The sequence below is a fragment of the Rhizobium sp. P40RR-XXII genome (assembly GCF_012641405.1).
Classification (GTDB): domain Bacteria; phylum Pseudomonadota; class Alphaproteobacteria; order Rhizobiales; family Rhizobiaceae; genus Rhizobium.
In genome coordinates this window covers 624058-650354 of the sequence record NZ_JABAII010000001.1, presented here as the reverse complement: position 1 = coordinate 650354, position 26297 = coordinate 624058, and the positions used below count along the sequence as shown (strand labels likewise).

23 protein-coding genes and 1 pseudogene are annotated in these 26297 nt (G+C 59.9%); 17 read left to right on the top strand and 7 right to left on the bottom strand.

All coding sequences use genetic code 11. The annotated features are described in order from the left end of the window. Window positions 1-125 precede the first annotated feature (125 nt). Entirely contained in the window at window positions 126-1805 is a 1680-nt protein-coding gene (locus HGP16_RS03145) for a formate--tetrahydrofolate ligase (protein ID WP_168838549.1), read from the bottom strand. A gap of 167 nt (window positions 1806-1972) precedes the next feature. Here HGP16_RS03145 and HGP16_RS03140 point away from each other — a divergent pair, with 167 nt between their 5' ends. Further along, entirely contained in the window at window positions 1973-2482 is a 510-nt protein-coding gene (locus HGP16_RS03140; protein WP_168838548.1) for a TIGR00645 family protein, read from the top strand. Window positions 2483-2497: 15 nt separating this feature from the next. Here the strand turns inward: HGP16_RS03140 and HGP16_RS03135 are convergent, their stop codons facing one another. Next, a complete protein-coding gene (locus HGP16_RS03135) occupies window positions 2498-3445 on the bottom strand; it encodes a hypothetical protein (RefSeq protein WP_168838547.1) in 948 nt (315 codons plus the stop codon). A gap of 588 nt (window positions 3446-4033) precedes the next feature. Between HGP16_RS03135 and HGP16_RS03130 the strand changes: the two genes are divergently transcribed. Further along, entirely contained in the window at window positions 4034-4765 is a 732-nt protein-coding gene (locus HGP16_RS03130; RefSeq protein ID WP_168838605.1) for a LuxR C-terminal-related transcriptional regulator, read from the top strand. An 89-nt stretch (window positions 4766-4854) separates the two neighbouring features. Here HGP16_RS03130 and HGP16_RS03125 read toward each other — a convergent pair whose 3' ends face one another. The 4 genes from HGP16_RS03125 to HGP16_RS03110 all read right to left on the bottom strand — a co-directional run bounded on the left by HGP16_RS03125 (window position 4855) and on the right by HGP16_RS03110 (window position 8391). Beyond that, window positions 4855-5988, bottom strand: coding sequence for a DUF2333 family protein (locus tag HGP16_RS03125; protein ID WP_168838546.1), 1134 nt, complete (start codon window positions 5986-5988; stop codon window positions 4855-4857). Between the two features lie 198 nt (window positions 5989-6186). Continuing rightward, window positions 6187-7209, bottom strand: coding sequence for a hypothetical protein (locus HGP16_RS03120; RefSeq protein ID WP_168838545.1), 1023 nt, complete (start codon window positions 7207-7209; stop codon window positions 6187-6189). Window positions 7210-7368: 159 nt separating this feature from the next. Further along, the gene (locus HGP16_RS03115) at window positions 7369-7755 is read right to left on the bottom strand and encodes a c-type cytochrome (RefSeq protein ID WP_168838544.1); all 387 of its coding nucleotides are present in this window, start codon (window positions 7753-7755) and stop codon (window positions 7369-7371) included. A gap of 54 nt (window positions 7756-7809) precedes the next feature. Beyond that, a complete protein-coding gene (locus HGP16_RS03110) occupies window positions 7810-8391 on the bottom strand; it encodes a thymidine kinase (protein WP_168838543.1) in 582 nt (193 codons plus the stop codon). A gap of 232 nt (window positions 8392-8623) precedes the next feature. On the opposite strand from HGP16_RS03110, the gene HGP16_RS03105 reads away from it, so the two are divergent. The 9 genes and pseudogenes from HGP16_RS03105 to HGP16_RS03065 all read left to right on the top strand — a co-directional run bounded on the left by HGP16_RS03105 (window position 8624) and on the right by HGP16_RS03065 (window position 17836). Then, window positions 8624-9580, top strand: a complete 957-nt coding sequence (locus tag HGP16_RS03105; RefSeq protein ID WP_168838542.1) for a choline ABC transporter substrate-binding protein — start codon at window positions 8624-8626, stop codon at window positions 9578-9580. A 180-nt stretch (window positions 9581-9760) separates the two neighbouring features. Continuing rightward, window positions 9761-10606: a choline ABC transporter permease subunit gene (choW, locus tag HGP16_RS03100; RefSeq protein ID WP_168838541.1), complete on the top strand. Its 846-nt coding sequence runs from the start codon at window positions 9761-9763 to the stop codon at window positions 10604-10606. Continuing rightward, window positions 10603-11652, top strand: coding sequence for a choline ABC transporter ATP-binding protein (gene choV, locus HGP16_RS03095; protein WP_168838540.1), 1050 nt, complete (start codon window positions 10603-10605; stop codon window positions 11650-11652). The genes choW and choV overlap by 4 nt, the downstream gene beginning before the upstream one ends. A gap of 36 nt (window positions 11653-11688) precedes the next feature. Further along, window positions 11689-12276, top strand: a pseudogene (locus HGP16_RS03090) (HugZ family protein); the annotation flags it as partial. 271 nt (window positions 12277-12547) lie between these two features. Continuing rightward, window positions 12548-12865, top strand: a complete 318-nt coding sequence (locus HGP16_RS03085) for an ArsR/SmtB family transcription factor (protein ID WP_004116664.1) — start codon at window positions 12548-12550, stop codon at window positions 12863-12865. 366 nt (window positions 12866-13231) lie between these two features. Further along, window positions 13232-14560, top strand: a complete 1329-nt coding sequence (locus tag HGP16_RS03080; protein WP_168838538.1) for an aspartate aminotransferase family protein — start codon at window positions 13232-13234, stop codon at window positions 14558-14560. Between the two features lie 104 nt (window positions 14561-14664). After that, window positions 14665-15069: an endonuclease domain-containing protein gene (locus HGP16_RS03075; RefSeq protein ID WP_168838537.1), complete on the top strand. Its 405-nt coding sequence runs from the start codon at window positions 14665-14667 to the stop codon at window positions 15067-15069. A gap of 163 nt (window positions 15070-15232) precedes the next feature. Continuing rightward, window positions 15233-16930, top strand: a complete 1698-nt coding sequence (gene ade, locus HGP16_RS03070) for an adenine deaminase (protein WP_168838536.1) — start codon at window positions 15233-15235, stop codon at window positions 16928-16930. A 177-nt stretch (window positions 16931-17107) separates the two neighbouring features. Beyond that, window positions 17108-17836, top strand: a complete 729-nt coding sequence (locus HGP16_RS03065) for a DUF2066 domain-containing protein (protein ID WP_168838535.1) — start codon at window positions 17108-17110, stop codon at window positions 17834-17836. An 18-nt stretch (window positions 17837-17854) separates the two neighbouring features. Here the strand turns inward: HGP16_RS03065 and HGP16_RS03060 are convergent, their stop codons facing one another. Next, window positions 17855-19501, bottom strand: coding sequence for an alpha-glucosidase family protein (locus HGP16_RS03060; RefSeq protein WP_168838534.1), 1647 nt, complete (start codon window positions 19499-19501; stop codon window positions 17855-17857). A 292-nt stretch (window positions 19502-19793) separates the two neighbouring features. Between HGP16_RS03060 and HGP16_RS03055 the strand changes: the two genes are divergently transcribed. From HGP16_RS03055 to HGP16_RS03030, 6 genes are all read left to right on the top strand, one after another. Then, complete coding sequence (locus HGP16_RS03055) at window positions 19794-21374, top strand: peptide ABC transporter substrate-binding protein (protein WP_168838533.1); 1581 nt, start codon at window positions 19794-19796, stop codon at window positions 21372-21374. A 51-nt stretch (window positions 21375-21425) separates the two neighbouring features. Continuing rightward, window positions 21426-22349, top strand: a complete 924-nt coding sequence (locus HGP16_RS03050; RefSeq protein WP_168838532.1) for an ABC transporter permease subunit — start codon at window positions 21426-21428, stop codon at window positions 22347-22349. After that, on the top strand, window positions 22346-23263 hold the full coding sequence (locus tag HGP16_RS03045) for an ABC transporter permease (protein WP_168838531.1): 918 nt from the start codon (window positions 22346-22348) through the stop codon (window positions 23261-23263). The genes HGP16_RS03050 and HGP16_RS03045 overlap by 4 nt, the downstream gene beginning before the upstream one ends. 1 nt (window position 23264) lies before the next feature. Continuing rightward, window positions 23265-24260: an ABC transporter ATP-binding protein gene (locus tag HGP16_RS03040; RefSeq protein WP_168838530.1), complete on the top strand. Its 996-nt coding sequence runs from the start codon at window positions 23265-23267 to the stop codon at window positions 24258-24260. Further along, complete coding sequence (locus tag HGP16_RS03035) at window positions 24253-25239, top strand: ABC transporter ATP-binding protein (protein WP_168838529.1); 987 nt, start codon at window positions 24253-24255, stop codon at window positions 25237-25239. The genes HGP16_RS03040 and HGP16_RS03035 overlap by 8 nt, the downstream gene beginning before the upstream one ends. A gap of 93 nt (window positions 25240-25332) precedes the next feature. Further along, window positions 25333-26250, top strand: coding sequence for a sugar kinase (locus tag HGP16_RS03030; protein WP_168838528.1), 918 nt, complete (start codon window positions 25333-25335; stop codon window positions 26248-26250). Window positions 26251-26297: the final 47 nt, after the last annotated feature.

Genomic DNA, 26297 nt, shown 5'->3' with positions numbered 1-26297 from the left:
TTGCCGGTGGCGTCAAGCGAATGGATGCCCTTTCTGCTTCGAACGGCATGGGAATCCGCGGCAGATCATGTCAGGCTGGCAGGGATCTTGAGTTCAAACGACATCACTTGAAGCGGATTCTGAACTTAAAACAGTCCCTCGATGTAGCCGTGATCATTGAGGAAAATTCTTTCGGCCGACGGTGATTTCGGCAGGCCTGGCATGGTCATGATCTCGCCGGTGATGACGACGACGAAGCCAGCACCGGCTGAGAGCCGCACTTCGCGAACGGGCACGATGTGCCCCTCCGGCGCGCCGCGAACGTTCGGATCGGTCGTGAAGGAATATTGCGTCTTCGCCATGCAGACCGGCAGGTGTCCATAACCCTGGTCCTCCCAGGATCGCAGTTGATCGCGCACGGATTTGTCGGCCGTGACTTCGCCGGCATGATAGATCTTCGAGGCAACGATCTCGATCTTCTCCAGCAGGGAAAGATTATCGGGATAGAGCGGCTGGAATTTTGCCTGGCCGGATTCGGCGAGCTCCACCACCTTGTGTGCGAGATCGACGATCCCCGCCGACCCCTCGGCCCAGTGCCGGCAGAGGATCGCCTCGGCGCCGAGCCGCGCCACATAATCCTTCAGTGCCTCGATTTCGGCGTCGGTATCGGAGACGAAATGATTGATGGCCACGACGACAGGCACGCCGAATTTGCGGACATTGGCGACGTGCCGGCCGAGATTGGCGCAGCCCTTGACGAGGGCATCGACATTCTCCTTGCCGAGATCGTCCTTCTTGATGCCGCCATTCATCTTCAGCGCCCGCACGGTCGCGACGATAACGGCTGCGGCTGGCGAGAGGCCGGCCTTTCGGCATTTGATGTCGAAGAATTTCTCAGCGCCGAGATCGGCGCCAAAGCCGGCTTCCGTCACCACATAATCGGCAAGCTTCAACGCCGTGCGCGTGGCGATCACCGAATTGCAGCCATGGGCGATGTTGGCAAAGGGGCCGCCATGAACCAGCGCCGGATTATTCTCCAGCGTCTGGACGAGGTTCGGCTGCATCGCATCCTTCAGAAGCACGGCCATCGCGCCGTCGGCCTTCAGATCGCGGGCATAGACGGGGGTCCGGTCGCGGCGATAACCGATGATGATGTTGCCGAGCCGCTTTTCCAGATCCTTGAGATCCGAGGAAAGACAGAGGATCGCCATGACTTCCGAAGCAACCGTGATGTCGAAGCCGCCTTCCCGCGGAAAGCCGTTGGCGACGCCACCGAGCGAGGAGACGATATCGCGCAATGCGCGGTCGTTCATATCCATCGCACGCCGCCAGGTGATGCGCCGAATATCGATATTCTGCTCGTTGCCCCAATAGATGTGGTTGTCGATCAGCGCCGCGAGCAGATTATGGGCCGAAGTGACCGCATGGAAATCGCCAGTGAAGTGGAGATTGATGTCTTCCATCGGAATGACCTGCGCGTAACCGCCGCCGGCCGCCCCGCCCTTCACGCCGAAGCAGGGGCCGAGCGATGCCTCGCGCACGCAGACGACAGCCCTCTTGCCGATACGGTTGAGGCCGTCGCCAAGGCCGACCGTCGTGGTGGTCTTTCCTTCGCCCGCGGGCGTTGGATTGATCGCCGTGACAAGGATCAGCTTGCCATCCTTCTTGTCGGCTTGCGCCGCGATGAACCCGGCACCGATTTTGGCCTTGTCGTAGCCGTAGGGCGCGAGATCTTCCGCGGGAATGCCGAGCTTGGCGCCAATCTCGATAATCGGCAGTTTCTTCGCCGCACGAGCGATTTCGATATCCGATGCCACCGCCGCCATTAGATTCGCCCCAAACACACGGTCATTTCCTTGTCGGGATAAACCAATAAGTATCAAGTGTGAATAGCAACTGCTGACTGTCTTCTGCGAAACACTCCGCCTTGTCGCGCGACAGGGACGTGCTTATTTTCGGCTTCCAAATGCGAATCGAGAAAGAAGGAAAAGATATGAAGTCCCTGGAATTGCTGGTCGAGCGCATCATTCTCTCCAGTCGCTGGCTTCTCGTGGTCTTCTATCTCGGCCTTGCCGCCTCGCTCGCCGTCTACGCCGTGTCATTTGCCTATAAGTTCTACAAGGTGGCGATCAACGTGCTGGCCTATGACGAAGCCGACATGATCCTGGCGATCCTCGGCCTTATCGACGCCGCCCTGGTGGCGAGCCTGATCGTCATGGTGATGATTTCCGGCTACGAGAACTTCGTCAGCCGTTTCGACGAAGCCGAAGACGAGGTTTCCTTCCTTGGCAAGCTCGATTCAGGCAGCCTCAAGATCAAGGTTGCCTCCTCGATCGTCGCCATTTCTTCGATCCATCTGCTGCAGATTTTCCTGAACGCCACTCAATACGACAATGCCAAGCTGATGTGGTTCACGATCATCCATCTGGCATTTGTCATCTCGGCGCTACTTTTGGGCTTCCTGGAAAAGATCATGGCGAAAGCCAAAGCCAAGGACGCCTGACGCTGGAAACCGCGCCTATTTGCCGGCCATGGCCGAGGCGCTGGTCATCGGCGGCGGCGGTGCGGCACAATCGGAGATCGATTGCCCGTCCTTGCAGTTGCGTGCGGAAACCAGCGCGTCCGCATCGGCAAGCTCCGTCGTCAGCTTCAGTCTCAGCGCCTCCATCTGCGACATCAGATGAATTCCGCTCGGATCGGTTCCAAGCATCACATCGACCAGTCCCTTGTCGACGCCCATCTTGTCGAGGAAGCGGACCAGCCGCGCCCGCTGCGCCTTGTCGAGCTTCGTCGTGTCGTATTTGCCGACGAATTTTCGCCCGATCTCCTTCTTGGAAAGCACCTTGCGCTTGCCATCCACCATTTCATATTCGGTGCGATATTGGACGCGCACTTCGCTGTAGGTCGTGGTGATCTGGTGAACGCCCAGCAATGCCAAGGGACTGGAAACACGCTGGACACCGCCCGCCAAAAACAGCGGGCAAGCCGAAAAGCAGATCGCGCCCGCGGAAAAGGCCTGTCCCTTGATCGAGCCGTCCGCGGCAAAGGCTGCCGGGCAGATCGGCTCGGCATAGGGGCATGCCCGCGAGCGGGTGCGGCCGACGGCGATCGAAAGCTTCTGTTTGCGGATGGTGCGCGCCATCTCCATCGCCGCCTTGACATCGCCGCCCGGCGAACTGACGACGATCGGCAATTGCCGATTGCCGAGCTGCTTCAGGAACTTCTGCAGCTTTCTCGGCGTGTCGGACATGATCTGCCCCTCGGCGGAGATCCAGTCCGGACACGTGTTGTCGGCGCGGCATTGACCCATTTCGCCATGGACAAGCAGGAAGCGCATCGGCGTGCCACCGGCGACGCCTGCTTCGGCAAAGGCGGGCGCAACGAGCAGAAGCGAAACGGCCGTGATAAACCACAACACCGTTCGGCAACACCGCACCGCAAGCTGCGGGAAAAAACGAAAATCCATGAGGTACACGCCTGGAAGCGATTGCTTTGGCAAGACCGATAGCAACCGCTTTGGGCCTTCGCAAGGCGTGCCGGCGCAATGCCGCATCATTTGCCGAAACGATCAGTCTTGCGTGGCGAGAGCCGCCCGCTGGAGAACGGCTGCGAGATGAAAGCAGACGGCCATGCGTGCATGTTGTGCAGGCACCATCTCAATTTGCTCTTCCATCTGTCGCAACACTTAAGGCGGCAACTATCGCGCTGCAGGACGCCACCTCCTGTATCAAATCGCAACCCTCAGACGGTTGCCATCGTGGCACCCGAAGCGTCGATTCAGATAGATTTTTGCTATCCCCATGCCCTCCTCAGCGCTCCGTCCTTGACACTGCGGCATCGGCATATGTACAGCGCCGTCGTAATAAGACCAGCTGAACGGCATTTTTTGCGTTTAATGCCCGTTTTGGGCGAAGATTTATGTAAATCTACATGTCTGAATATTAAAATATATGAAAATGAAATTATTTCTGGTCCTGTGATATTTTTGCGTCTAGCATTCACTCATAAATCCGGTATTTGATAACGATAACACGCTGTGGGCGCTTCAACCTATATGTCCTATATCATCACCGCCGAGAGACAATTGCTGCTTTCTGCCGAGCTCGCTTCCGCTCGGACACAAACAGCGTTTGCGCTGGCGCTGGAGCAGGCGGGGTTGGCTTTCGGCTTCAGCTATATGGCTTTCATGAATGCCCCGGTTCCCGACGATACGATGATGACGCCGCTGCTGATCGAAGGCACCGTGCCGGCGCAATTCGTGCGTGATTTCGATCGACAGCAGCTGGTGCGGCGCTGCCCAATGCTGCTGCGCACGCGGGACTCGGTGTTGCCGCGCTCCTGGCATCTGTTGGAAAAGGACATCGAGCTCGACAGCGATCTTCCGCGCGAGCTCCATACGCTTTTGATCAACCACAATTGCCCGACGAGCGTAATCGTCCCGGTCAATTCACCGGATGGACAGCGTCTTCTCTTCTGGTTCATGGGCAATCGCAACAGTCTCGGTCAGAGCGAAATCAACGAGCTCACCCTGATCATGCTGCAGGCGCTGGATTCCTATAATTGCCTGAAGCGCAGCGATAGCGCCGTGCCGCATTCGCTCTCGGCCCGCGAACTCGAAGTCGTTCGCTGGACGGCCCAGGGCAAGACCTCGGTCGAAATCGGGCAGATCCTTTCCCTCTCCGACCATACGGTCAACGCCTATATGATGAACGCGATCAAGAAGCTCGATTGCGTCAATCGCACGCAGCTGGTCGCCAAGGCCATCCGCCTCAAGTTGATCAGCTAGAGCATTTCGCTTTCTTCGAATAGCGAAAGCGCTCCACCTTCTCGTTTTGACGCATTCCCTATGCATCACGGCGAATGCCCGGCTGGCACTCAGCGGCCACCCAAAACCGTGCGGATTTCGACGAGATTGGAACGCACCCGCAGGATGTGAAAGCCCATCGTCGCAAGGTGGCTTGGCATGAACGAGCTGTCCTCGCGGCCGTTGGAGATGATCATCGGCTGAATGCGGAGTGCCGTCTGCAGCATCCCGAGCGTGTCGTTCCAGAGCCTGCCGACATTGCGCTCGGCGATCACCTGCTGAAAATCCGCGCCGGCCGCGCTCAGAATGCCGTAATTGGCATAAAGCTGGCCATAGGCAAACCAGAACCGATCGTCCGCGCGCATGTCGAACCAGCCGTAGCTGTAGTTTTGCGACCGGTCCGCCAATATATTTGCCGTGCTGCCAAGGTCGCCAGCGACATGGTCGAGAAACTGCAGGAGATTGTCCGCGCGTCCATCGAAAACCGCCTTGCAGTTGCTGAGATCAGTATTGAAGCTGCGCAGGTTGGTGATCGCGGCGCGATAATAGCTCGGGGTTGGCGTCTTCGGCCCGAACGGATGCAGACCGAAATACCAGCTCGATTCGTCGAACTGCAGGTTGCCGCGGGCCTTCTGCAGGTCGCCGTTGATGCCGGAGGTCCCGCGCACGCGGCCGATCGTGTCGACCAATTCCGCCGAGGTGCGGCGAACCACCGAGTTTATGCCTCTTTGAAAGGACGCCTTGTTGTCGAGGAAAGGCGTGTCGTCCCATGAAATGCTGAAGAACCCGAGCTTGTAAAGCAGCATCGAGGAGATCCAGGCATTCTGGTTGACGTTGAAATCGGTAAGATCCGCGGCGACATCCACGACTGCCGAGGTCTGGCAGGCCTTTGACGCCGCAGCCTGCTGCCCTTGCGCCGCCGGCAACTCTTCTCCGGCGGAGAATTTGCGTTCGGAGAACTTGTAGACGTCGGGATAGACCGGATTGAACCCGGACCAGATCTGCGTCTGCCAGATGAAATAGATGTAAAGCACCGCCAGCAGCGTCACGAAAGCGATGACCGGCAGCTTGATCAGCCAGTTGCTGTGGCGATACCAGCCGCGCGCGGCAAGAAACGGCCATGCGAGCCCGACGAAAACCAAGCCCAGCCATCGTATGATGGCGGCCCAGATCCGCTTCAAGAACGCCGTGATCGAGTCAAGCATGGACACGCCTCCTAAACCGCAACCGCGCATCCTGCCCACACGCGAAGGACGCACCACACTGAACCTGCGCACCGGCCCTTCCGAAAATCCCTTTCGATTTTCATAGGATAGGCCTTATCGCCATTCGCGTTCCAGCAAATATGTGTTCTTGAGAAAAACAACAACCGTCTGCGCCGAATTTTCGATGCTGGCCGGAATTCATCTCTCCGGTTGCGCGTCGCCGGCAGTTTCACCCGCATCCTCGGCCACGGGCAGCGGTCGAGGTTCCAGCCGTCTCGTGAACACGGCATCGGCATGCGCCTTGCGCGCAGCTAGGTCATGCCCGGCCAGCACGTTTGCCTCGAAGGCCTGGATCAAGTTCTCGACCGCGGCCGTTCGCGCAGCCACGACCGCAGGGCCATCCGCATTTGACGCCAATGCCTTGAGCAGGGCGATCCGTTGCTCGATATCGACGGCCGATTTGGCTGTCATGGCGCTGACGGCGGCAACCTGGACATTCAAGGAGGCAGCCATGCCCTCATAGATGTCGATCAGGCGCTGGCCTGCCGTTCGATCCGACTGAAGCCCGGCCTCCTGCCGCCGAATATCCTCCTGCTCGGCAAGCAGATCGCCATAATCCGTCTCCAGATCGGATTGCAAATCGGCATGGCGCGATGAGGGACGATTACGCCGCTGATACGTGAGTTTTGCCGTCAGGGCATCGGCTCGGCGCTGGACTTCCTCAATATCGAAATCGAGTTTCCGCCGGTGCTCGATCAAGCCTTCGAGATGGAGCTCGCAATCATGAAAGCATCGCGACAAGGCGGGCCTAGCCTGTTTGAAGAGGAGATCGAGTTCGGCCGAAACATCCAGAACCGCTTCGAGATCGGTGATGATAGCCTGAGGCTTCGCAGGCCCGCGCGCCATCCTCCTCGCGAGCAGGCTCGCATCTTCAAGGCCGATCTTCTCGTCAAACAATCGTCGATGCTGCAGATCGGCCTCTTGCGTTGCGCGATCGAGCTCCTTCACCAACGAAAGTGCGAGCGATTTCCAGCGGTCGAGCAGCTCGACGGCCTCGCGCACCAGCACTTCCTCCATGGGAAAGTTGATGGCGGCGCTGCGCCCCTCGCCCTTCGCGTGGCCGGCCAGCGTCGCGACGGCCGCGTTTACGCCATTGATGGCATCATCGAGTGTCGCGCTTGCCTTGTCGAGCATGCCATCGAAGGAATGAGGCCTGACCATGCATCTCTCTCCTGCCTTTGGAGTGAGACTAAAGCATGTCGCGCAAAAGTGTGTAGCGGTTTTGCGATAACGACATGCAAAAACCGGGAGCTTAAAGCGCACGGAGCGAACCTGAAAGCTCGCGCCGCGCTTTAAGCGCTTCCGGCTGTGAAGAAAACGCTATTGCGCAGCCGCGGGATTCTTCAGATAGGTGATGAGATTGTCGAGATCCCTGTCGCTCTTGAGGCCCGGAAACGTCATCCGGGTACCCTTGACCAGGAATTGCGGCCCCGGCAGGTATTTCCGCAACAGGGCCTCGTCCCAGACCTTGCCATCGGCGCCGAACGCCTTCATCGCCGGCGAATAGGCATAGTCGGGCGCACTTGCGACGGGCCGGCCGACAACGCCCATCAAGGAAGGGCCGATGCGATTTTCAGGCGCGGTCGCCGTATGACAGGCGCCGCATTTCCTGAAAACGATGGCACCCGCAACCGCACCTCCGTCAGCAAGCGCCGAAGACGCGGCGACAAGCATGATGACGGCCGGCGCCACGCAAAGCAGTTTCATCGTCCCTCCCGATCGAATTCCAACTCTTCCCACCGGCCACGCAGCGAAATGCCGTCACTCGCAGATGATCGCCTCTTCCCAATGATGTCGGCAGAGCGAAACATATTTGTCGCTGCCGCCGATCTCGATCTGCGCGCCTTCGCGCACGACCTCGCCGGCGGCATCCAGCCGCACCACCATCGTCGCCTTGCGGCCGCAATGGCAAATCGTCCGCACCTCGCGCAATTCGTCCGCGATGGCCAACAGCTCCTGCGACCCTGGAAACAAGCGTCCGTGGAAGTCCGTGCGCAACCCGTAGGCCATGACCGGCAGGCCGAGGCGATCGACGATATGGGCGAGCTGCCATACCTGCTCGCGCGTCAGGAACTGGGCTTCATCGACGAAGACGCAATTCAGAGGCTCGCTCGCATGCATTTCGCCGACCAGCGCATAAAGATCGTCGCCGATCTCGAAGGGTATGGCATCCATCGTCAGGCCGATGCGGGAGGCGATCGTGCCGCGGCCGGCGCGATCGTCGAGAGCTGCGATGAAGGCGGCGGTGCGCATGCCGCGCTCCTGATAGTTGTAGGCCGCCTGCAGCAGCATGGTCGATTTGCCTGCATTCATCGTCGAATAATGGAAATAGAGCTTGGCCATGACATTCTCCTTGAATGCTTCATGGGTGCTGCGAGATGATAAGAAAAGATATCCACGGCAAAAACCACAGGATTCAGGAGCGGTGGGTTTACGGCAAATGCTCTGAAAACGATCGGGCGGAAAAAGGCAGGCGTCGCAATCAGCCCCCTTAAACCGCCGCAAATACACTGTGGTCGCTTGAAAATGTCGGTTATTGATGGTTGCTTGGGAACGTTAGACTGGGAGTCACGCAATGATAAAAAAGACCCTTACTGTATTCGCTTTCGCATCAGCCCTTTCCACACTGACATTGGGCGCCACGCCCGCGGCGGCCGCTGAGCCGGCAAGCTGTAGCACCGTGCATTTCGCCGATGTGGGCTGGACCGACATCACCTCCACCACGGCTACCGCCTCCGTCCTCCTGAAGGCGCTTGGCTACGACACCGACGTCAAGGTGCTCGCCGTGCCGGTGACCTATCAATCCCTCAAGAACAAGGACATCGATGTCTTCCTCGGCAACTGGATGCCCTCCATGGCCGAGAACATCAAGCCGTTCGCCGCGGACAAGTCGGTCGAAACCGTCCGCGCCAATCTGGAAGGCGCCAAGTACACGCTGGCGACCAACGAAAAGGGTGCCGCGCTCGGCATCAAGGACTTCAAGGACATCGCCGCCCATAAGGATGACCTTGACGGCAAGATCTACGGCATCGAGCCGGGCAATGACGGCAACCGCCTGGTTATCGACATGCTTGACAAGAACACCTTCGGCCTCAAGGGCTTCGAAGTGGTCGAATCCTCCGAGCAGGGCATGCTTGCCCAGGTCTCGCGTGCCGACAAGGAAGGCAAGCCGATCGTTTTCCTCGGCTGGGCGCCGCATCCGATGAACACCACCTACAAGATGACCTATCTTACCGGCGGGGACGATGTCTTCGGACCGAATTTCGGCGGCGCAACCGTCTATACCAACGTCCGGGCCGGCTACCTGCAGGAATGCCCGAACGTCGGCGCCTTCGTCAAGAATCTCGTCTTCTCGCTGCCGATGGAAAACGAAATCATGGGCAAGATCCTGAATGACGGCAAGGATCCGGAAGTGGCTGCCACGGAATGGCTGAAGGCCAATCCGGCGGCGGTCACGCCGTGGCTTGCCGGCGTCACCACCAAGGACGGCGGTGACGGCCCGGCGGCGGTAAAGGCCAAGCTTGGCTTGTAACATGGGTGGACGGAGGGGCGGCTAAACCGCCCCTTTCTCTTCCTTGCATGGACTGCTTGCTTTCGCGTCCCGCCACCGCCCGGACAACGGCCCGTGTGGCGTGACAGACCGTATTCTTCGGCGGCACCTCCGGCATCCTAAGTAACAATCGGAAACGCCGCCCCAAACGTGGGCAAAGACGTGAACTGGTTAACCGATTACCGCATTCCCATCGGGCCGTGGGCCAAAGCCGTCGTCGATTGGCTGACGACCAACGTCACATGGTTCTTCGACGGTCTTTCCTTCGTCGTCGCGCATGTGATCAACGCGATGCTGTTCCTGCTGCAGAAACCGCACCCGCTGATCGTCGTCGTCGTCTTCGCCGTCATTGCCTATTGGATGCGCCGCAGCGTTGCGGTCACGGCCCTGACATTCATCGGCCTGCTCATTACCATCAACCAGGGTTACTGGAAGGAAACGACCGAAACGCTCGCGCTGGTGCTGGCCTCCACCTTCGTCAGCATGCTCGTCGGCGTGCCTCTCGGCATTGCAGCGGCGCGGCGCCCCTGGCTCTATGCTTTCATGCGCCCGATCCTTGATCTGATGCAGACCATCCCGACCTTCGTCTATCTGGTGCCGGCAATGATCCTGCTCGGCCTCGGCATGGTGCCGGGTCTGGTCGCCACCGTCGTCTTCGCCATTCCCGCTCCGATCCGCATGACGCGTCTCGGCATCATTTCCACACCGCCTTCTCTGGTGGAAGCGGCCGAATCCTTCGGCGCGACGCCGCGGCAGGTGCTTCGCAAGGTCGAGCTGCCCTTCGCCACGCCGCAGATCATGGCCGGCCTGACACAGACCATCATGCTGTCGCTCTCGATGGTGTCGATCGCGGCTCTCGTCGGCGCTCCCGGCCTTGGTGTGCCGGTTCTGCGCGCGCTGAACAGCGTTAACGTTGCAAAAAGCTTCGATTCCGGCGCCTGCATCGTCATTCTGGCGATCATTCTCGACCGCATGTTCCGTGCCCCCGGCGAAGGAGATCGCTCATGACCGTCGCTGTCGGCTTCAAGAATGTCAGCATCATCTTCGGCGATCGCCCCGACGCCGCGCTGAAACTCGTCGACGCAGGTAAATCCCGCGATGAGATCGGCAAGACAACGGGCATGGTGCTCGGCGTCGCCAACGCCTCGCTGGAGATCGAGGAAGGCGAAATTCTCGTGCTCATGGGTCTCTCGGGCTCGGGGAAATCGACCCTGCTGCGCGCCGTCAACGGCCTTGCGCCGGTCGTGCGCGGCGATGTCGTCGTCAACACCAAGAACGGTCCGATCAACCCTTACACCTGCAGCCCCAAGGCGCTGCGCGATCTGCGCATGCATACCGTCTCCATGGTATTCCAGCAGTTCGCGCTTCTGCCCTGGCGCACGGTCGCCGACAATGTCGGCTTCGGCCTCGAGCTTGCCGGCGTGCCGGACGCTGAGCGCAAGAAGCGCGTCGACGAACAGCTTCAGCTCGTCAATCTCGCGCAATGGGCCAATCGCAAGGTGAACGAGCTTTCAGGCGGCATGCAGCAGCGCGTCGGTCTCGCCCGCGCCTTTGCGACCGGCGCACCGATCCTGCTCATGGACGAGCCGTTCTCCGCGCTCGACCCCTTGATCCGTACCCGCCTGCAGGACGAGCTTCTGGAATTCCAGCGCCGCCTGAAACGCACCATCCTGTTCGTCAGCCACGATCTGGACGAGGCATTCCGCATCGGTAACCGCATCGCCATCATGGAAAGCGGACACATTATCCAGTGCGGTACGCCGCAGGAGATCGTCAAGAATCCGGCCGATCAGTATGTTGCCGATTTCGTGCAGCATATGAACCCGATCAGCATGCTGACGGCACGCGATGTCATGCAGCAAGGCGTCGGCCATTCCGCCAACGCCGGCTCCGTCACCGCCACGGCAACCGCCGCCACGCCGCTCGTCGATATCCTCGACGCCCTGACGCGCCAGCCGGGCAATATCGGCGTCGTTGACAACGGCACGATTATCGGAACGATCTCGGCGCAAGATGTGGTGGCCGGTCTCACCAGCCACCGGCGTAAGGAGTAGCCGTTCACGGCTGCTCCCCAATTCACGGAGCAGTTCATGAACGATAAGCCCTCAGTGATCAGGGAAACGGACGAGGAAGCGCGCAAACAGGCGCGCGACCTCATGCATACGGCCGCGCATGCGGCGCTGGCCGTCATCGACCCTGAAAACGGCTTTCCTTCAGTAAGCCGCGTTCTGATTGCGATGGATACCGACGGCGTTCCGGTCATTCTCGTCTCCGGCCTTTCCGCGCATACCAAGGCCCTGGGGAAGGACCCGCGTGCTTCGATGCTTTTCGGTGAAGCCGGCAAGGGTGATCCCCTCGCCCATCCTCGCTTGACCGTGCGATGCAACGCACAGCGCATCGACCGGCAAAGCGAAGCGCATGAACGCATTCGAGGTGGCTTTCTCGATCGTCACCCGAAGTCCAAGCTCTATATCGACTTTCCGGATTTCTGCTTCTTCCGCCTCGTTCCGCTTGACGCCAGCCTGAACGGCGGCTTCGGGAAGGCATATATTTTGTCATCAAGAGACCTGACGATGCCTCAAACCGAAAGCAAAATCGGCCGGCCATAAAATCATACAATAGTGCGAGAATTAGTAGGCGGCCACTCCGACGCGGCGTCGACCATTATTGGTAGGATACAGCCCTGTTTGACCAAAGTTGGCATATTTGCAGTCGGGAACGCCAATAATCGACCTATTTTGGGCTAATTCAGGCCGTGTAGGGCATATCAAGCGGCCTTTACGCCATTGCCGCAGCGTCATACATACATACCTAAAATAGCATACTCGATACCTTAAATTTAGGTATATACAATCTTCGACCGGTCTTGGTATTGTTAGATATCGGTTAGGTGCCGGTTTAAAAACAGCACAATTTCTGATGTACGCTCCGCATTGGGAAGATTAACACATGAAGACAAGAAATTTGGCCGAACACTCTAATGTTGCGGCAGCATTACTATCAGCAATGGCGAACCCAAAGCGTCTTTTGATCCTTTGCAGTCTTGTTAAAGGCGAAGTTCCCGTTGGCGTTTTGGCCAATCAGGTCGGATTAAGCCAGTCGGCACTGTCCCAGCATCTTTCGAAGCTGCGCGCTCAGAAGCTGGTGAAGACGCGTCGTGATGCGCAGACGATTTACTACTCCAGCACATCGGAATCCGTCATTCGGGTTCTTGAAACGCTGGAAGACATTTATTGTGAGCCGGAAAAAAGTAGATCGGCTGCTTAAGAGCTTTCAATAGCTCTGCGTCCGCCGACGAACGATCCGTAAGGGACACTTAAAGACCCCGAAAGATCGACTTCCTTTCATTACCAGGTGTTTTACCAATTTGGCTGGCAAGTCTTCGGACTTGCCAGTTTTTTCGTATTTGCACCAAGATGGGCCGCCCCAAGGCGGGCTTCAGCCTATGGGACGGGGGCGTGCCTTGGCGTCTATCGATCCCGCCTGTGATCCATGGCCTCTCCCCCGCTTTCGGCGCCATCTTTGCCTTGACGCAAAAAGGTCGGCTGATAATTTGACCAGCTAGTAAATATAATCACGCGGCGCGGCGCCGCGATCGGGAAAATGGCCCCCGAATGGCCGTTGGAGAACAGCATGTCGGACCGTTTGAATGCCACCCCTAATGATTTGCGTGCCTTCTGGATGCCGTTTACGGCCAACCGCCAGTTCAAGAAGGAACCGCGCCTGTTCGTCAGCGCCAAGGACATGTATTACACCACCCATGACGGCCGCCAGGTTCTGGATGGAACCGCGGGCCTGTGGTGCGTAAACGCCGGGCACTGCCGCCCGAAGATTACCGAAGCGATCAGCCAGCAGGCGGGCGAGCTCGATTATGCCCCCGCCTTTCAGCTCGGCCATCCCAAGGCTTTCGAGCTGGCGAACCGCCTGGTCGACATCGCGCCCGAAGGCCTGGGTCATGTCCTCTATACGAATTCCGGTTCGGAGTCGGTCGAGACGGCCTTGAAGGTAGCGCTTGCCTATCACCGCGTGAAGGGCAACGGCTCGCGCTTCCGCCTCATCGGCCGCGAGCGCGGCTATCACGGCGTCAATTTCGGTGGCATCTCCGTCGGCGGCATCGTCTCGAACCGCAAGATGTTCGGCACACTGCTGACCGGCGTCGATCACATGCCCCACACGCATGTTCCCGGCAAGAATGCCTTCACACGCGGCGAGCCCGAGCATGGCGGCGACATCGCAAGCGAACTCGAGCGCATCGTCACGCTGCATGACGCCTCCACGATCGCCGCCGTCATCGTCGAGCCGGTTGCCGGCTCCACCGGTGTGCTGATCCCGCCGAAGGGCTATCTGCAGAAGCTGCGCGAAATCTGCACCAAGCACGGCATCCTGCTGATCTTCGACGAAGTCATCACCGGTTTCGGCCGTCTCGGCACACCGTTTGCCGCGCAATATTATGATGTCAAACCGGACATGATCACGACCGCCAAGGGCCTGACCAACGGCGTCATTCCCATGGGCGCGGTCTTCGTTACCTCGGAAATCCATGACGCCTTCATGCAAGGACCCGAGCATATGATCGAGTTCTTCCACGGCTACACATATTCCGGCAATCCGATCGCCTCTGCCGCAGCCCTTGCGACGCTCGACACCTACAAGGAAGAGGGCCTCCTTACCCGCGCGGCGGAACTTTCCGACTACTGGGCCGATGCCGTGCATTCCCTCAAGGACTGCCCGAATGTCATCGACATCAGAAACACTGGCCTGATCGGCGCCATCGAGCTGGACCCCATCGCCGGCGAACCCACCAAACGCGCCTTCACCGCCTTCCTGAAGGCCTATGAGAAGGGCCTGCTGATCCGCACCACCGGCGACATCATCGCGCTTTCGCCGCCGCTGATCATCGAAAAGCATCACATCGACGAGCTGTTCGGCAAGCTGAGAGAGATCTTGCAGAACAATATCTAGTTCGCCTTTTATGGATCGCGATGCGATTCCCGAACTCGAAAAGTCCCCTCTCCCCGCCTGCGGGGAGAGGGTTAGGGTGAGGGGCCGATCACGAGGACGATAAGATGCGCGGCCCAGAGCCTAAGACCACACAGCGCGCACGCAGCCTCCGACGATCAGACAATGATGCGGAAGCAAAATTATGGTCGGAACTCCGAGACCGCCGCTTGAATGGCATTAAGTTCGTACGGCAATTTCCGATCGGACCTTATTTCGCAGACTTTGCGTGTCGCGGAAAACAGCTCATCCTCGAGGTTGATGGAAGCCAGCATGCCGATAGTCCGCGAGACGCAGCGCGTGATCGCTACATGCTCGACAACGGCTGGTCTGTCGCACGCTTCTGGAACGTTGACATCCTTACGGCCATGCCATCCGTTCTCGAAACCATCGTGGCCATCTGCGACGGCAGATTGACAGAAACTGTTATAGCTCGCGATTTTAGATTCTTTCCAGCGGCATCTATGAAATAGCCCCTCACCCCCAACCCTCTCCCCGCAGGCGGGGAGAGGGAGCCTATCGAGCCTAGAAACACAGCCCTATCAACAAATTCGGACAGATCCCCTCTCCCCGTAAAACGGGGAGAGGGCTAGGGTGAGGAGCTATACGGAATCACAGCGAACGCAGGAAAACACCATGACCACCAAACTCGAACGCTATATCGACCAGGGCGTCGGCCGGGAGCCTGCGGACATCGTTCTGAAAAATGGACGCTTCTTCGATCTGGTGACGGGCGAGCTGGTCGCGTCGGACATCGCCATCTGCGACGATCGCATCGTCGGAACCTGTGGCGATTATCAGGGTCGCGAAGAAATTGATATTTCCGGCCGCATCGTCGTGCCGGGCTTCATCGACACGCACCTCCACATCGAATCCTCGCTGGTGACGCCGCTCGAATTTGACCGCTGCGTCCTGCCCTATGGCGTCACCACCGTTATCTGCGACCCGCATGAGATCGCCAACGTGCTCGGCACGGACGGCATCCGCTATTTCCTGGATAGCTCGCTGGAAACCATCATGGACATCCGCGTCCAGCTTTCCTCCTGCGTGCCGGCAACACATCTGGAAACCTCCGGCGCCGATCTGCCGATCGAGAAGCTCCTGCCCTTCCGCAATCATCCGAAGGTGATCGGCCTTGCCGAATTCATGAATTTTCCCGGCGTGATCCACAAGGATCCTGTCTGCATGGCGAAGCTCGAAGCCTTCCAGGACGGCCATATCGACGGCCATGCCCCCCTGCTGCGCGGCAACGACCTCAATGGCTATCTCTCAGCCGGCATCCGCACGGAGCATGAATCGACGACATCAGAAGAGGCTCTGGAAAAGATCCGCAAGGGCATGCATATCCTGGTGCGGGAGGGCTCCGTCTCCAAGGACCTGCACGCGCTGATGCCCATCATCACGGAGCGCCTGTCGCCTTACCTCGCGCTCTGCACGGACGACCGCAACCCGCTCGACATCGCCGAACAGGGACATCTCGACTATATGATCCGCACGGCGATCGCGCATGGCGTCGAGCCGCTGGCTATCTACCGCGCCGCCTCCATCTCCGCCGCCCGCGCCTTCGGCCTGCGGGATCGCGGCCTGGTGGCGCCCGGCTGGCGCGCCGATCTCGTCGTCATCGATAGCCTAGAGAACTGCAAGGCCGACATTGTCTTCGCCGCAGGCAGGCAGGTGACGGCCGAGCTCTTCGCGACCCGCAATTCCGTTGCCCCGGTCGGCCTCGACAGCGTCAAGGCCCGCCCGATCAATGCCGCCGATTTCGGTGTGCCGGCCAACGAAGGAGAAAGCTCCGTCATCGGCGTGACTCCGGGCAAGATCATCACCCAACATCGCCGCTATCGTCTGCCCGCAAAGGGCAATCAAACCGATATCGACCTCGGCAACGATGTCATCAAGGTCGCCGTCATCGAGCGGCACGGCAAGAACGGCAATCATGCCAACGGCTTCGTCCAGGGTTTCGGGCTGAAGAAGGGCGCCATCGCCTCGACCGTCGGCCATGACAGCCACAATATCTGCGTCGTCGGCGTTAGCGAGGACGACATGGCGCTTGCCGCCAACCGCCTGAGCGAGATCAACGGCGGTTTCGTCGTCGTCGAGGATGGCACCGTCACAGGCGAGATCGCCCTCCCCATCGCTGGCCTGATGAGCCTGGAACCCTATGAAAGCGTCCGCGATACGCTGCACCACCTGCGCCAGGCGGCCTACGCCCTTGGCGCGACGCTGGAAGAACCCTTCCTGCAGCTCGCCTTCCTGCCCCTGCCCGTCATCCCGCATCTGAAGATATCGGACAAAGGCCTCGTCGATGTCGACAAGTTCATGCTGATCGGGTGACAGCGACAATTATTCGTCCATCCTTGTCTCGATCCCCGAGCCTGTCTTATCGTCTCTGCTTACAGGCTCGGAAGCCGCAGGGAGGGAATGGTGCGAAATCTCGCTTATGCGACGAGTTGGCAGCTACTTGCGTTGCTGTTGACCGCATCTCTTCCTGCATCTCAGGCCCAAGCCTTCATGCCTGACGATGTCTACACGAGCGTCTGTGTCGTTACCGGCCAGGGACCGGAAAATCGAGCCAAGGGCTTTGCCGATTGTCTGGATAAGGTTCTGCCCCGCGTTTCCGGCAATTCGCGATTGGCTGACGGCCCTCTCATGCGGACCGCTCGCGAGCATGCGGCCGACTACGTCGAGGAATTCACTTATCGCGACAGGCTCGCGGGCCGTCCTATCCATGATGAGCAAGGCACCCACGACCGACCCTTCGACCTCACATGCCGCTTTCGCAAGGAACGCATCGACGATCTGCTCAAGAGGCTCGGCACCCGCCCTTGGCTCGCCAAGCGGCCGGTGCTCGAAATCCTGTTGACAGTCCGTCGTGGTGACTTGAGCTATCAGGTAACGGCCGAGAGCGGTCGCGATTTGGCCATGCGCGAAGCATTCACGGCAGCGTCCGATCTCACCGGCATCGACGTCGTTTTCCCTGCTGAGGGGAAGTTCCAAGCCGGCTCAACAGCGGGCGCCATTCCCTTATCGGGCGATTTGGAGTGGAATGGGAGCGCTCTAGGCTGGGTCGCGACATGGACGCTAAGCGATCAACAAAGCGGCATTGAACCGCATGACGTGACATGGCAGGTGCGAGGCGTCAGTTTCGACGATGCGTTCCGTACGGCCCTTAGGGGTGCCGCGCAGATTCTATCGGTAAACGGCGAACCCGGCGGCGCCTTGGTCCCTGTCAAACAATAGGCCTTCGGCCAACTTCGATTATTCGACCCGGCCGCAATAGACGTCCAGTGCGGCAAGCGCCACCGCCGCTCCGGCATCCGCCGTGCCAAACCCCGGCATGGCGATCGTCCTGCCGAGTTTGATATCCTTGGGAAGTGCAACTTTCACCGGCTTGCGAGAGAGATTGAAGACGAACAGAAGCGTCTCGTCGCCCTTGGAGCGTGTGAAGGCGAGGACATCTTCTGCCGTGTCGAGGAAGGTCATGTCGCCGTCGCGCAAGGCCGAATGTTCGGCGCGGAAGGCCAGTGTCTGCCGATAGTGGTGCAGCACCGAATCTTCGTCGGCCTCCTGCTTGTCGACCGCGAGCGCCGCATGCTGATAGGGTACCGGCAGCCATGACTTGTCGGCGGTGGTGAAGCCGGCATGGGCGCGGCTCGCTTCCCAGGGCATCGGCGTGCGGCAGCCGTCGCGTCCCTTGAAGGCCGGCCAGAAGCGAATGCCGTAGGGATCGCGCAGATCCTCGAAGGCAAGCTCCGCCTCGGGCAGGCCGAGCTCTTCGCCCTGATAGAGGCAAATCGAGCCGCGCAGGGTTGATAGCAGCGAGATCGCGAGCTTCGCGACGCGTGGCTGCTCTTCCTCCGTCTCGGCAAAGCGGCTGACATGGCGCTGGACATCATGGTTGGAGAAGGCCCAACAAACCCAGCCGTCGACGACATTATCCTGAAAATCGCCGACACAACGGCGGAAATGCGCCGGGGTGAAATCCGGCCCCAGCAGGTCGAAGGTGTAGCACATATGCAGCTTGTCGCCGCCGCTGGTATAGGCGGCAACGGTCTGCAGCGACCGCGCACCATCCCCCACTTCGCCGACGGTCGCGCGATCCTCATATTGGTCGAGCAACGCCCGGAACCGCTTCAGGAAACCGATATTCTCCGGCTGCGTCTTGTCGTAGAGATGGTTTTGCATCCCGTAAGGGTTGCTCTCGGGGGCATCGAGCCCGCCAGTCGCGACGAGCGCCGGCGGGTTGTCGCGTAGCTTCTTATCGCAAAAATAATAGTTGACCGTATCTAGGCGGAAGCCGTCGACGCCGCGGTCGAGCCAGAATTTCACCGCCGCCAGCACCGCATCCTGAACCTCCGGATTGTGGAAGTTCAGGTCCGGCTGCGAGGTCAGGAAATTGTGCTGGTAATATTGCCGGCGTACGCCATCCCATTCCCAGCCGGGACCGCCGAAGATCGACAGCCAATTGTTCGGCGCCGTGCCGTCCGGCTTCGGATCGGCCCAGACATACCAATCCGCCTTGGGATTGTCGCGGCTTGCACGGCTCTCCACGAACCAGGAATGCCGGTCCGACGTATGCGAGATGACCTGATCGATAATGACCTTGAGCCCCAGCCCATGCGCCGCCGCCATCATCTCGTCGAAATCGGCAAGCGTGCCGAAGATCGGATCGACGTCGCAATACTCGGCGACGTCATAGCCCATATCGGCCATCGGCGAGGTGAAGAACGGCGCCAGCCAGATCGCATCGACCCCAAGTGCGGCAATGTGAGGCAGGCGTCGGGTAATTCCCTTGATGTCGCCGAGCCCGTTGGCATCCGTATCCTGAAACGACCGCGGATAGACCTGATAGATCACGGCCCCGCGCCACCAGTCGGCTCCCGCCGCTTTATTCGTCGATTTCATCAAACCGCCTCGATATCGCACCAGCCCGCTCAGTTTGCACACTCCGCCTCAAGCGGCAAGCCGCAAACAGCCATGCGGCAAACTCGACTACCTGGGCGGGTAAATTCGCGGTATCAATTTTAGAGAATTATCAATATGAAAGTTCACACATGAAGCTCCTGCGTCTTTTAGGGGCTTGAAAGCGACGTCGCTTTCGATAACTTCGCGCATTGACCTGCACGTACAGGTCACCTGCGGATCAAAAACACCCTTGTAAAACAAGGACAATAACTCCAGAAAGGTGGGAAAACATATGGCGCATATCACCAGAAAATTTATCGCTGCGGCTTTCGTCAGCACGATATTGAGCGTTTCCGCGCATGCCGCGACCCTCAATATCCACAACGGCGGCGACCCGACTTCGCTCGATCCGCAAAAAATTTCCGGCGATTGGGAGAACCGCATCGACGGCGATATCTTCGAAGGGCTGGTGACCGAAGATCCTAAGGACAACCCAATTCCCGGCCAGGCTGCAAGCTGGACCATTTCGCCCGACCAGAAGGTCTACACCTTCAAGCTTCGCGACGGCATCAAGTGGTCTGACGGTCAGCCGGTGACGGCTCAGGACTTCGTCTTTGCTTTCCAGCGCCTGATGGATCCGAAGACCGCCGCGCAGTACGCCTATCTGCAATACACGATCAGGAACGCGGAAAAGATCAACAAGGGTGAGATCAAGGATCTGACCCAGCTCGGCGTCAAGGCGATCGACGACAAGACTCTCGAAATCACGCTTGAGAACCCCACCCCCTACTTTCTCAACGCCTTGATGCACTACACGGCCTATCCGCTGCCGAAACACGTCGTCGAAGCCAAGGGCGACCAGTGGGTCAAGATCGGCAACATCGTCACCAACGGCGCCTACAAGCCAACCGAATGGGTGCCTGGTTCGCATGTCAGCATGGTCAAGAGCGACCAGTATTACGGCGCCAAGGACATCAAGATCGACAACGTCAACTATTACACGCTAGAAGATCAGGCTGCCGCCCTGAAGCGCTACCGTGCTGGCGAATTCGATATTCTGACCTCGTTCCCCGCCGATCAGTATGAGTGGATCCAGAAGAACCTCCCCGGTCAGGCGCATGTGGTGCCGTTCCTTGGCACCTATTACTACGTCATGAACGCCGCCAAGCCGCCCTTCAACGACAAGCGCGTCCGCCAGGCGCTCTCCATGGCCGTCAACCGCGAAGTCATCGGCCCGAAGATCCTCGGCACCGGCGAACTGCCGATGTATTCCTGGGTGCCGCCGGGCACGGCCAATTACGGCGAACCGGCCTATGTCAGCTGGAAGGACGAGCCCTATAAACAGAAGGTCGAAGAAGCAAAGAAGCTCTTGAAGGAAGCCGGCTTCGGCCCCGATCATCCACTGAAGGCACAACTTCGCTACAACACCAACGACAACCACAAGCGCATCGCCGTTGCGATCGCCGCCATGTGGAAGCCGCTCGGCGTCGATATCGAGCTCTACAACACCGAAACCAAGGTGCATTACGATGAAATGCAGCGCGGCGAGGTGCAGATCGGCCGTGCCGGCTGGCTTGCCGACTACAACGACCCGATCAACTTCCTGAACCTGCTCTCCACCGGCGTGGAAATGAACTACGGCCGCTGGAGCAACAAGGACTACGATGCTCTGATCAAGCAGGGCAACGAAGAAATCGACCTGAAGAAGCGCGCCGAAATCTACAAGAAGGCCGAGCAACTGGCCCTCGATGACAGCGCCGCGATCCCGATCTACTATTACGTTTCCCAGAACATCGTCGCCCCGAAGGTCCAGGGCTTCGTCGACAATATCCAGGACATCCATCGCACGCGCTGGCTGTCGGTCAAAGAATAATTGGGAACAGGCTCCCTCCCGGACACAACCGGGAGGGAGCCGTCTAAGATCATGTTTGGCTATGCTCTCCGTCGTTTGCTGTCGACAATCCCTGTCTTGTGGATTGCCGTGACAGTGTGTTTTTTCATTTTGCGCCTCGCTCCCGGCGGCCCCTTCGATGGCGAAAGGCCATTGCCGCCGGAAGTCAAAGCCAACCTCGCGGCTCACTACAACCTCGATAAGCCTCTGGTTGAGCAATACCTGATCTATGTCGGCGACGTCATGAAGGGCGACCTTGGCCCCTCCTTCGCCAATCAGGACTTCACCGTCACCCAGCAGATCATGTCCGGCTTTCCCTATACGCTGACCATCGGCGGCACCGCCTTCGTGCTCGCGACTGTCGTCGGCGTATTGATAGGCTGTCTTGGGGCGCTCTATCAAAACCGCAGCGCCGATTACTGGCTGGGCGGCGGCCTGCTGATCGGCCTCGTCATGCCGAACTTCCTTATTGCCCCGATCCTCCAGCTCGTCTTCGGCAATACGCTCGGATGGCTGCCAGTCGGCGGCTGGGGCGATGGCTCGATCAAGTTCCTGATCTTGCCTATCGTCGTCCTGACCCTGCCGCACGCTGCCCGTATTTCGCGCCTGATGCGCGGCTCAATGATAGAGGTGATGGGCCAGAACTTCATCCGCACGGCCAAGGCCAAGGGTATCGGTCCGCGGTTGACGGTTATGCGGCACGCATTGAAGCCGGCCTTGATGCCCGTCGTGTCCTATCTCGGACCGGCGGCCAGCTACCTGCTCACCGGTTCGCTGGTCGTCGAAAGCATTTTCGGCCTGCCCGGCGTCGGCCGCTATTTCGTCGGCGCGGCGCTCAACCGCGACTACGGCATGGTCCTCGGCACGGTCATTTTCTACATGGTCCTGATCGTGGTCCTCAACCTGCTGGTCGACATCGCGTATGCCTGGCTCGATCCGAAAGTGAGAATGCGATGATCCTCAATTCCGCCAAGAGAGAATTGCTGGAAGCGGAATTGCTTTCGGCAGAGGGGCTCGCACCCAAAGGGCGTTCCCTAACCGGCGATGCGATGCGTCGCCTGCTCCGCAACAAGGCCGCGGCACTGTCGTTGGTCGTACTGACAGTACTGGTTCTGGTCGCTATATTCGGCCCGTATTTCCTGCCGTTCAACTACGAGGATCCGGACTGGAATTCGTTTCGAGGTGCGCCGGACTTTGCTGCTGGCCACTATTTCGGCACCGACGGCAATGGTCGTGATCTATTGTCGCGTACCCTCTATGGCACGCGGGTCTCGCTGACCGTTGCCCTGGTGGCAACCCTCGTTTCGGTCATCATCGGTGTGCTCTATGGCGCCGTTGCCGGCTATTTCGGCGGCCGTGTCGATGCAATCATGATGCGCTTCGTCGATATCATGTACGCCCTGCCCTACGTCCTCTTCGTCATCCTGCTGATGGTGATCTTCGGCCGTAACGTCTATCTGCTGTTTGCGGCGATCGGCGCGCTCGAGTGGCTCACCATGGCCCGTATCGTGCGCGGCCAGACCCTCTCGATCAAGCAGCGGGAGTTCATCGAAGCCGCAAGGGCCTCCGGGCAACGATCGTTCAAGATCATCCTAAAGCACATCGTGCCGAACCTCGTCGGTCCGGTCGTCATCTACGCGACGCTCACCATCCCGGAAATCATCGCGACGGAAAGCTTCCTCTCCTATCTCGGCTTCGGCGTTCAGGAGCCGCTGACATCGCTCGGTACGCTGATTGCCGAAGGCTCCGCCGGCATGGAGACGACGCCCTGGCTGCTGTTCTTCCCGGCCGGATTCCTGGTCGCGCTGCTGATGAGCCTACTCTTCATCGGCGATGGCCTGCGCGACGCATTCGATCCGAAGGATCGCTGACATGACAGAAACACTTCTCGAACTCAAAGACTACTCCATCACCTTCCGCACGCCGGAAGGCGAGGTGGCGGCCGTCTCGAAAATGAACCTCAAGATCGGCCGCGGCGAGCGCATCGCCATCGTCGGCGAATCCGGCTCCGGCAAGAGCCAGACCTTCCTCGGCCTGATGGGCCTGCTCGCCAAGAACGGCCGCACCAGCGGCCAGGCGCTGCTCGACGGCAAGGACCTGCTGACGCTGAAACAGCGCGAACTCGACCATGTGCGCGGCAAGGACATGGCCATGGTCTTCCAGGACCCGATGACCGCGCTCAACCCGTCGCTGCGCATATCGCGGCAGTTGACGGAACAGCTCGAGGTTCACGGCGGGCTTTCGGCGCGCGCGGCTTCGGCTGCGGCGCTCGATATGCTGAAACGCGTCGGCATTCCCGACCCGACGCGCCGCTTCAATCTCTATCCGCACGAGCTTTCGGGCGGCATGCGCCAGCGCATCGTCATCGCCATGGCGCTGCTCACCAAGCCGAAACTCCTCATCGCCGACGAGCCGACAACCGCGCTGGACGTGACGATCCAGGCACAGATCCTCGATCTCTTCAACGAGCTGACGGCGGAAATGCACACGGCGCTCGTCATGATCACTCATGACCTTGGCGTCGTTGCCGGCCTCGCCGATCGCGTCGCCGTTATGTATGCCGGCCGCATCGTAGAGGAGGCGCCAGTCGAGGAGCTGTTCGAAAGCCCGGCCCATCCCTATACGGCAGCGCTTCACGCCGCGATCCCGCGGCCCGACCAGGATGTCGACGATCTCGCCGTCATCCCGGGACGGCCGCCGAACCTGATGCACCTGCCGCGCGGCTGCTCCTTCTCGCCGCGCTGCGCGCATGTCCAGGACGACTGTCTGGACGCGGCGCCACCGCTCGATCCGCTCGCGCCGCGTCGCTGCGCGGCCTGCTTCCACCCCCTTTCGGCTGACCAGGAACGGAGCCGCGTCCATGGCTGAACAAACCCTTCTGAAGGTCGAGCATCTGACCACCGAATTCGAACTGCCGTCGAAATCCCTCTTCAAGCCGCCGCTGGTACTGACGGCGGTCAACGACGTCAGCTTCGAGCTGAAGACCGGCCGCACGCTCGGCATCGTCGGCGAGTCCGGCTGCGGCAAGTCCACGCTCGGCCGCTCCATCCTGCGGCTGATCAGGGCGCAGAAAGGCCGCATCCTCTGGCAGGGCGGCAATCTCCTCGATCTCTCCGATGAGGAGATGCGTGCCGCCCGCCGCGACATGCAGATCATCTTCCAGGATCCAATCGCCTCGCTCGACCCGCGCATGACCGTCGGCGACATCATCGCCGAGCCGCTCACGGTCTTCGAACCGAAACTGACACGCGCGCAGCGGCAGGATCGCGTTCGCGAAATCATGGCCGCTGTCGGTCTCGTTCCCGAGATGATCAATCGTTACCCGCATGAGTTCTCAGGCGGACAGGCGCAGCGCATCGGCATTGCCCGCGCGGTCATCACCCGGCCGAAACTCATCATCTGCGACGAGCCGGTTTCGGCGCTCGACGTCTCGATCCAGGGGCAGGTCATCACGCTCCTGCGCCGCTTGCGCAAGGAATTCGGCCTGACCCTGATCTTCATCAGCCACGATCTTTCCGTCGTGCGCCTGATCTCGGACGATGTGCTGGTGCTCTATCTCGGCAAGGTGGTGGAAGCGGGCGAAGCCGCGACGGTCTTCGACCATCCGGCTCATCCCTATACGCAGGCATTGTTCTCTGCCGCCCCCATCCCCGACCCGAAGCTGGCGCGGGGCCGCGAGCGCATCCGCCTCCAGGGCGATCCGCCCTCGCCGCTCAATCCGCCGCCGGGCTGCGTCTTCTCGCCCCGCTGCTGGAAGGCGACGGATGTCTGCCGCACGAAGATGCCGCCGACCGAGCATGTGCGCCCGGGCCAGACGGCCGCCTGCTATCATATGGACCGGCCCTAACATCGCAAAAGTGGATGGCGGCTGCCGCCGTCCGCCTTGCTCCAGCCGCGGCTTGCGGGTATGCAGCACCAGGACAAAATGCAGGAGGAAGTCTTGGGCGGGCGTTTTCTATCGATCGGCGAATGCATGGTGGAATTGTCGCAGGCCGATGACGGACACCTGCGCAAGGGCTTTGCCGGCGATACCTTCAACACCGCCTGGTACGCCCGCGCCTGCCTGCCGAAAGACTGGTCGATCGACTATTTTACCGCGCTCGGCGACGACGCCATGTCGGACGAAATGATCGCTTTCATGTCCCGCGCCGGCATCGGCACGGCAAGCATCCGCCGCCTTCGCGGCAAGACGCCCGGCCTCTACATGATCAATCTGAAGGACGGCGAACGCTCTTTCAGCTATTGGCGCGACAGCTCCGCCGCCCGCCAGCTCGCCGCCGATGGCGACGCCTTGCGCACGGCAATCGAGGCATCCGACGTCCTTTATTTCTCTGGCATCACGCTGGCGATCCTCCAACGCGAAGACGCCTTCACCCTGCTGGCGGAACTGCGCCGTGCCAAGGCGGCCGGCAAGCTCGTCGCCTTTGATCCGAACCTGCGCCCGCGCCTGTGGTCGAGCCTGGACGCCATGCACACCATGATTGCGGAAGGCGCGCGCGCCGCAACACTCGTCATGCCGAGCTTTGACGACGAGGCCGTGCATTTCGGCGACGATTCCATTGCCACGACCATTCGCCGCTACCGGCAGCATGGTGCCAACATGATCGTCGTCAAGAACGGTGCGGAAGGTGCGACCATCGGCGAGGGTACCGACGAGACGCTTGTCCCCGCGGTCAAGGTCGCCAAGGTCGTCGATACCACCAGCGCCGGCGACAGCTTCAACGGTGCATTTCTGGCGCATTATCTGCAGCATCAGGATGCGGTTGCCGCCGCCGGCTTCGCCGCCGAAATCGCGGCAAAGGTCATTCGTGAATATGGCGCGCTCGTTTCTCCCCAGAAGCTGAAAGTCGCCAAATAAACACTGTAATATTTCCATCATGGACAGCCCCCACAATAAGGTGGGCG

What these genes read in the sequence shown, in the direction of transcription:
- HGP16_RS03145 (WP_168838549.1), bottom strand. Translation starts at nt 1,805, where the DNA reads ATGGCGGCGGTGGCATCGGATATCGAAATCGCTCGTGCGGCGAAGAAA.
- HGP16_RS03140 (WP_168838548.1), top strand. Translation starts at nt 1,973, where the DNA reads ATGAAGTCCCTGGAATTGCTGGTCGAGCGCATCATTCTCTCCAGTCGC.
- HGP16_RS03135 (WP_168838547.1), bottom strand. Translation starts at nt 3,445, where the DNA reads ATGGATTTTCGTTTTTTCCCGCAGCTTGCGGTGCGGTGTTGCCGAACG.
- HGP16_RS03130 (WP_168838605.1), top strand. Translation starts at nt 4,034, where the DNA reads ATGTCCTATATCATCACCGCCGAGAGACAATTGCTGCTTTCTGCCGAG.
- HGP16_RS03125 (WP_168838546.1), bottom strand. Translation starts at nt 5,988, where the DNA reads ATGCTTGACTCGATCACGGCGTTCTTGAAGCGGATCTGGGCCGCCATC.
- HGP16_RS03120 (WP_168838545.1), bottom strand. Translation starts at nt 7,209, where the DNA reads ATGGTCAGGCCTCATTCCTTCGATGGCATGCTCGACAAGGCAAGCGCG.
- HGP16_RS03115 (WP_168838544.1), bottom strand. Translation starts at nt 7,755, where the DNA reads ATGAAACTGCTTTGCGTGGCGCCGGCCGTCATCATGCTTGTCGCCGCG.
- HGP16_RS03110 (WP_168838543.1), bottom strand. Translation starts at nt 8,391, where the DNA reads ATGGCCAAGCTCTATTTCCATTATTCGACGATGAATGCAGGCAAATCG.
- HGP16_RS03105 (WP_168838542.1), top strand. Translation starts at nt 8,624, where the DNA reads ATGATAAAAAAGACCCTTACTGTATTCGCTTTCGCATCAGCCCTTTCC.
- choV (WP_168838540.1), top strand. Translation starts at nt 10,603, where the DNA reads ATGACCGTCGCTGTCGGCTTCAAGAATGTCAGCATCATCTTCGGCGAT.
- HGP16_RS03085 (WP_004116664.1), top strand. Translation starts at nt 12,548, where the DNA reads ATGAAGACAAGAAATTTGGCCGAACACTCTAATGTTGCGGCAGCATTA.
- HGP16_RS03080 (WP_168838538.1), top strand. Translation starts at nt 13,232, where the DNA reads ATGTCGGACCGTTTGAATGCCACCCCTAATGATTTGCGTGCCTTCTGG.
- HGP16_RS03075 (WP_168838537.1), top strand. Translation starts at nt 14,665, where the DNA reads ATGCGCGGCCCAGAGCCTAAGACCACACAGCGCGCACGCAGCCTCCGA.
- ade (WP_168838536.1), top strand. Translation starts at nt 15,233, where the DNA reads ATGACCACCAAACTCGAACGCTATATCGACCAGGGCGTCGGCCGGGAG.
- HGP16_RS03065 (WP_168838535.1), top strand. Translation starts at nt 17,108, where the DNA reads ATGCCTGACGATGTCTACACGAGCGTCTGTGTCGTTACCGGCCAGGGA.
- HGP16_RS03060 (WP_168838534.1), bottom strand. Translation starts at nt 19,501, where the DNA reads ATGAAATCGACGAATAAAGCGGCGGGAGCCGACTGGTGGCGCGGGGCC.
- HGP16_RS03055 (WP_168838533.1), top strand. Translation starts at nt 19,794, where the DNA reads ATGGCGCATATCACCAGAAAATTTATCGCTGCGGCTTTCGTCAGCACG.
- HGP16_RS03050 (WP_168838532.1), top strand. Translation starts at nt 21,426, where the DNA reads ATGTTTGGCTATGCTCTCCGTCGTTTGCTGTCGACAATCCCTGTCTTG.
- HGP16_RS03045 (WP_168838531.1), top strand. Translation starts at nt 22,346, where the DNA reads ATGATCCTCAATTCCGCCAAGAGAGAATTGCTGGAAGCGGAATTGCTT.
- HGP16_RS03040 (WP_168838530.1), top strand. Translation starts at nt 23,265, where the DNA reads ATGACAGAAACACTTCTCGAACTCAAAGACTACTCCATCACCTTCCGC.
- HGP16_RS03035 (WP_168838529.1), top strand. Translation starts at nt 24,253, where the DNA reads ATGGCTGAACAAACCCTTCTGAAGGTCGAGCATCTGACCACCGAATTC.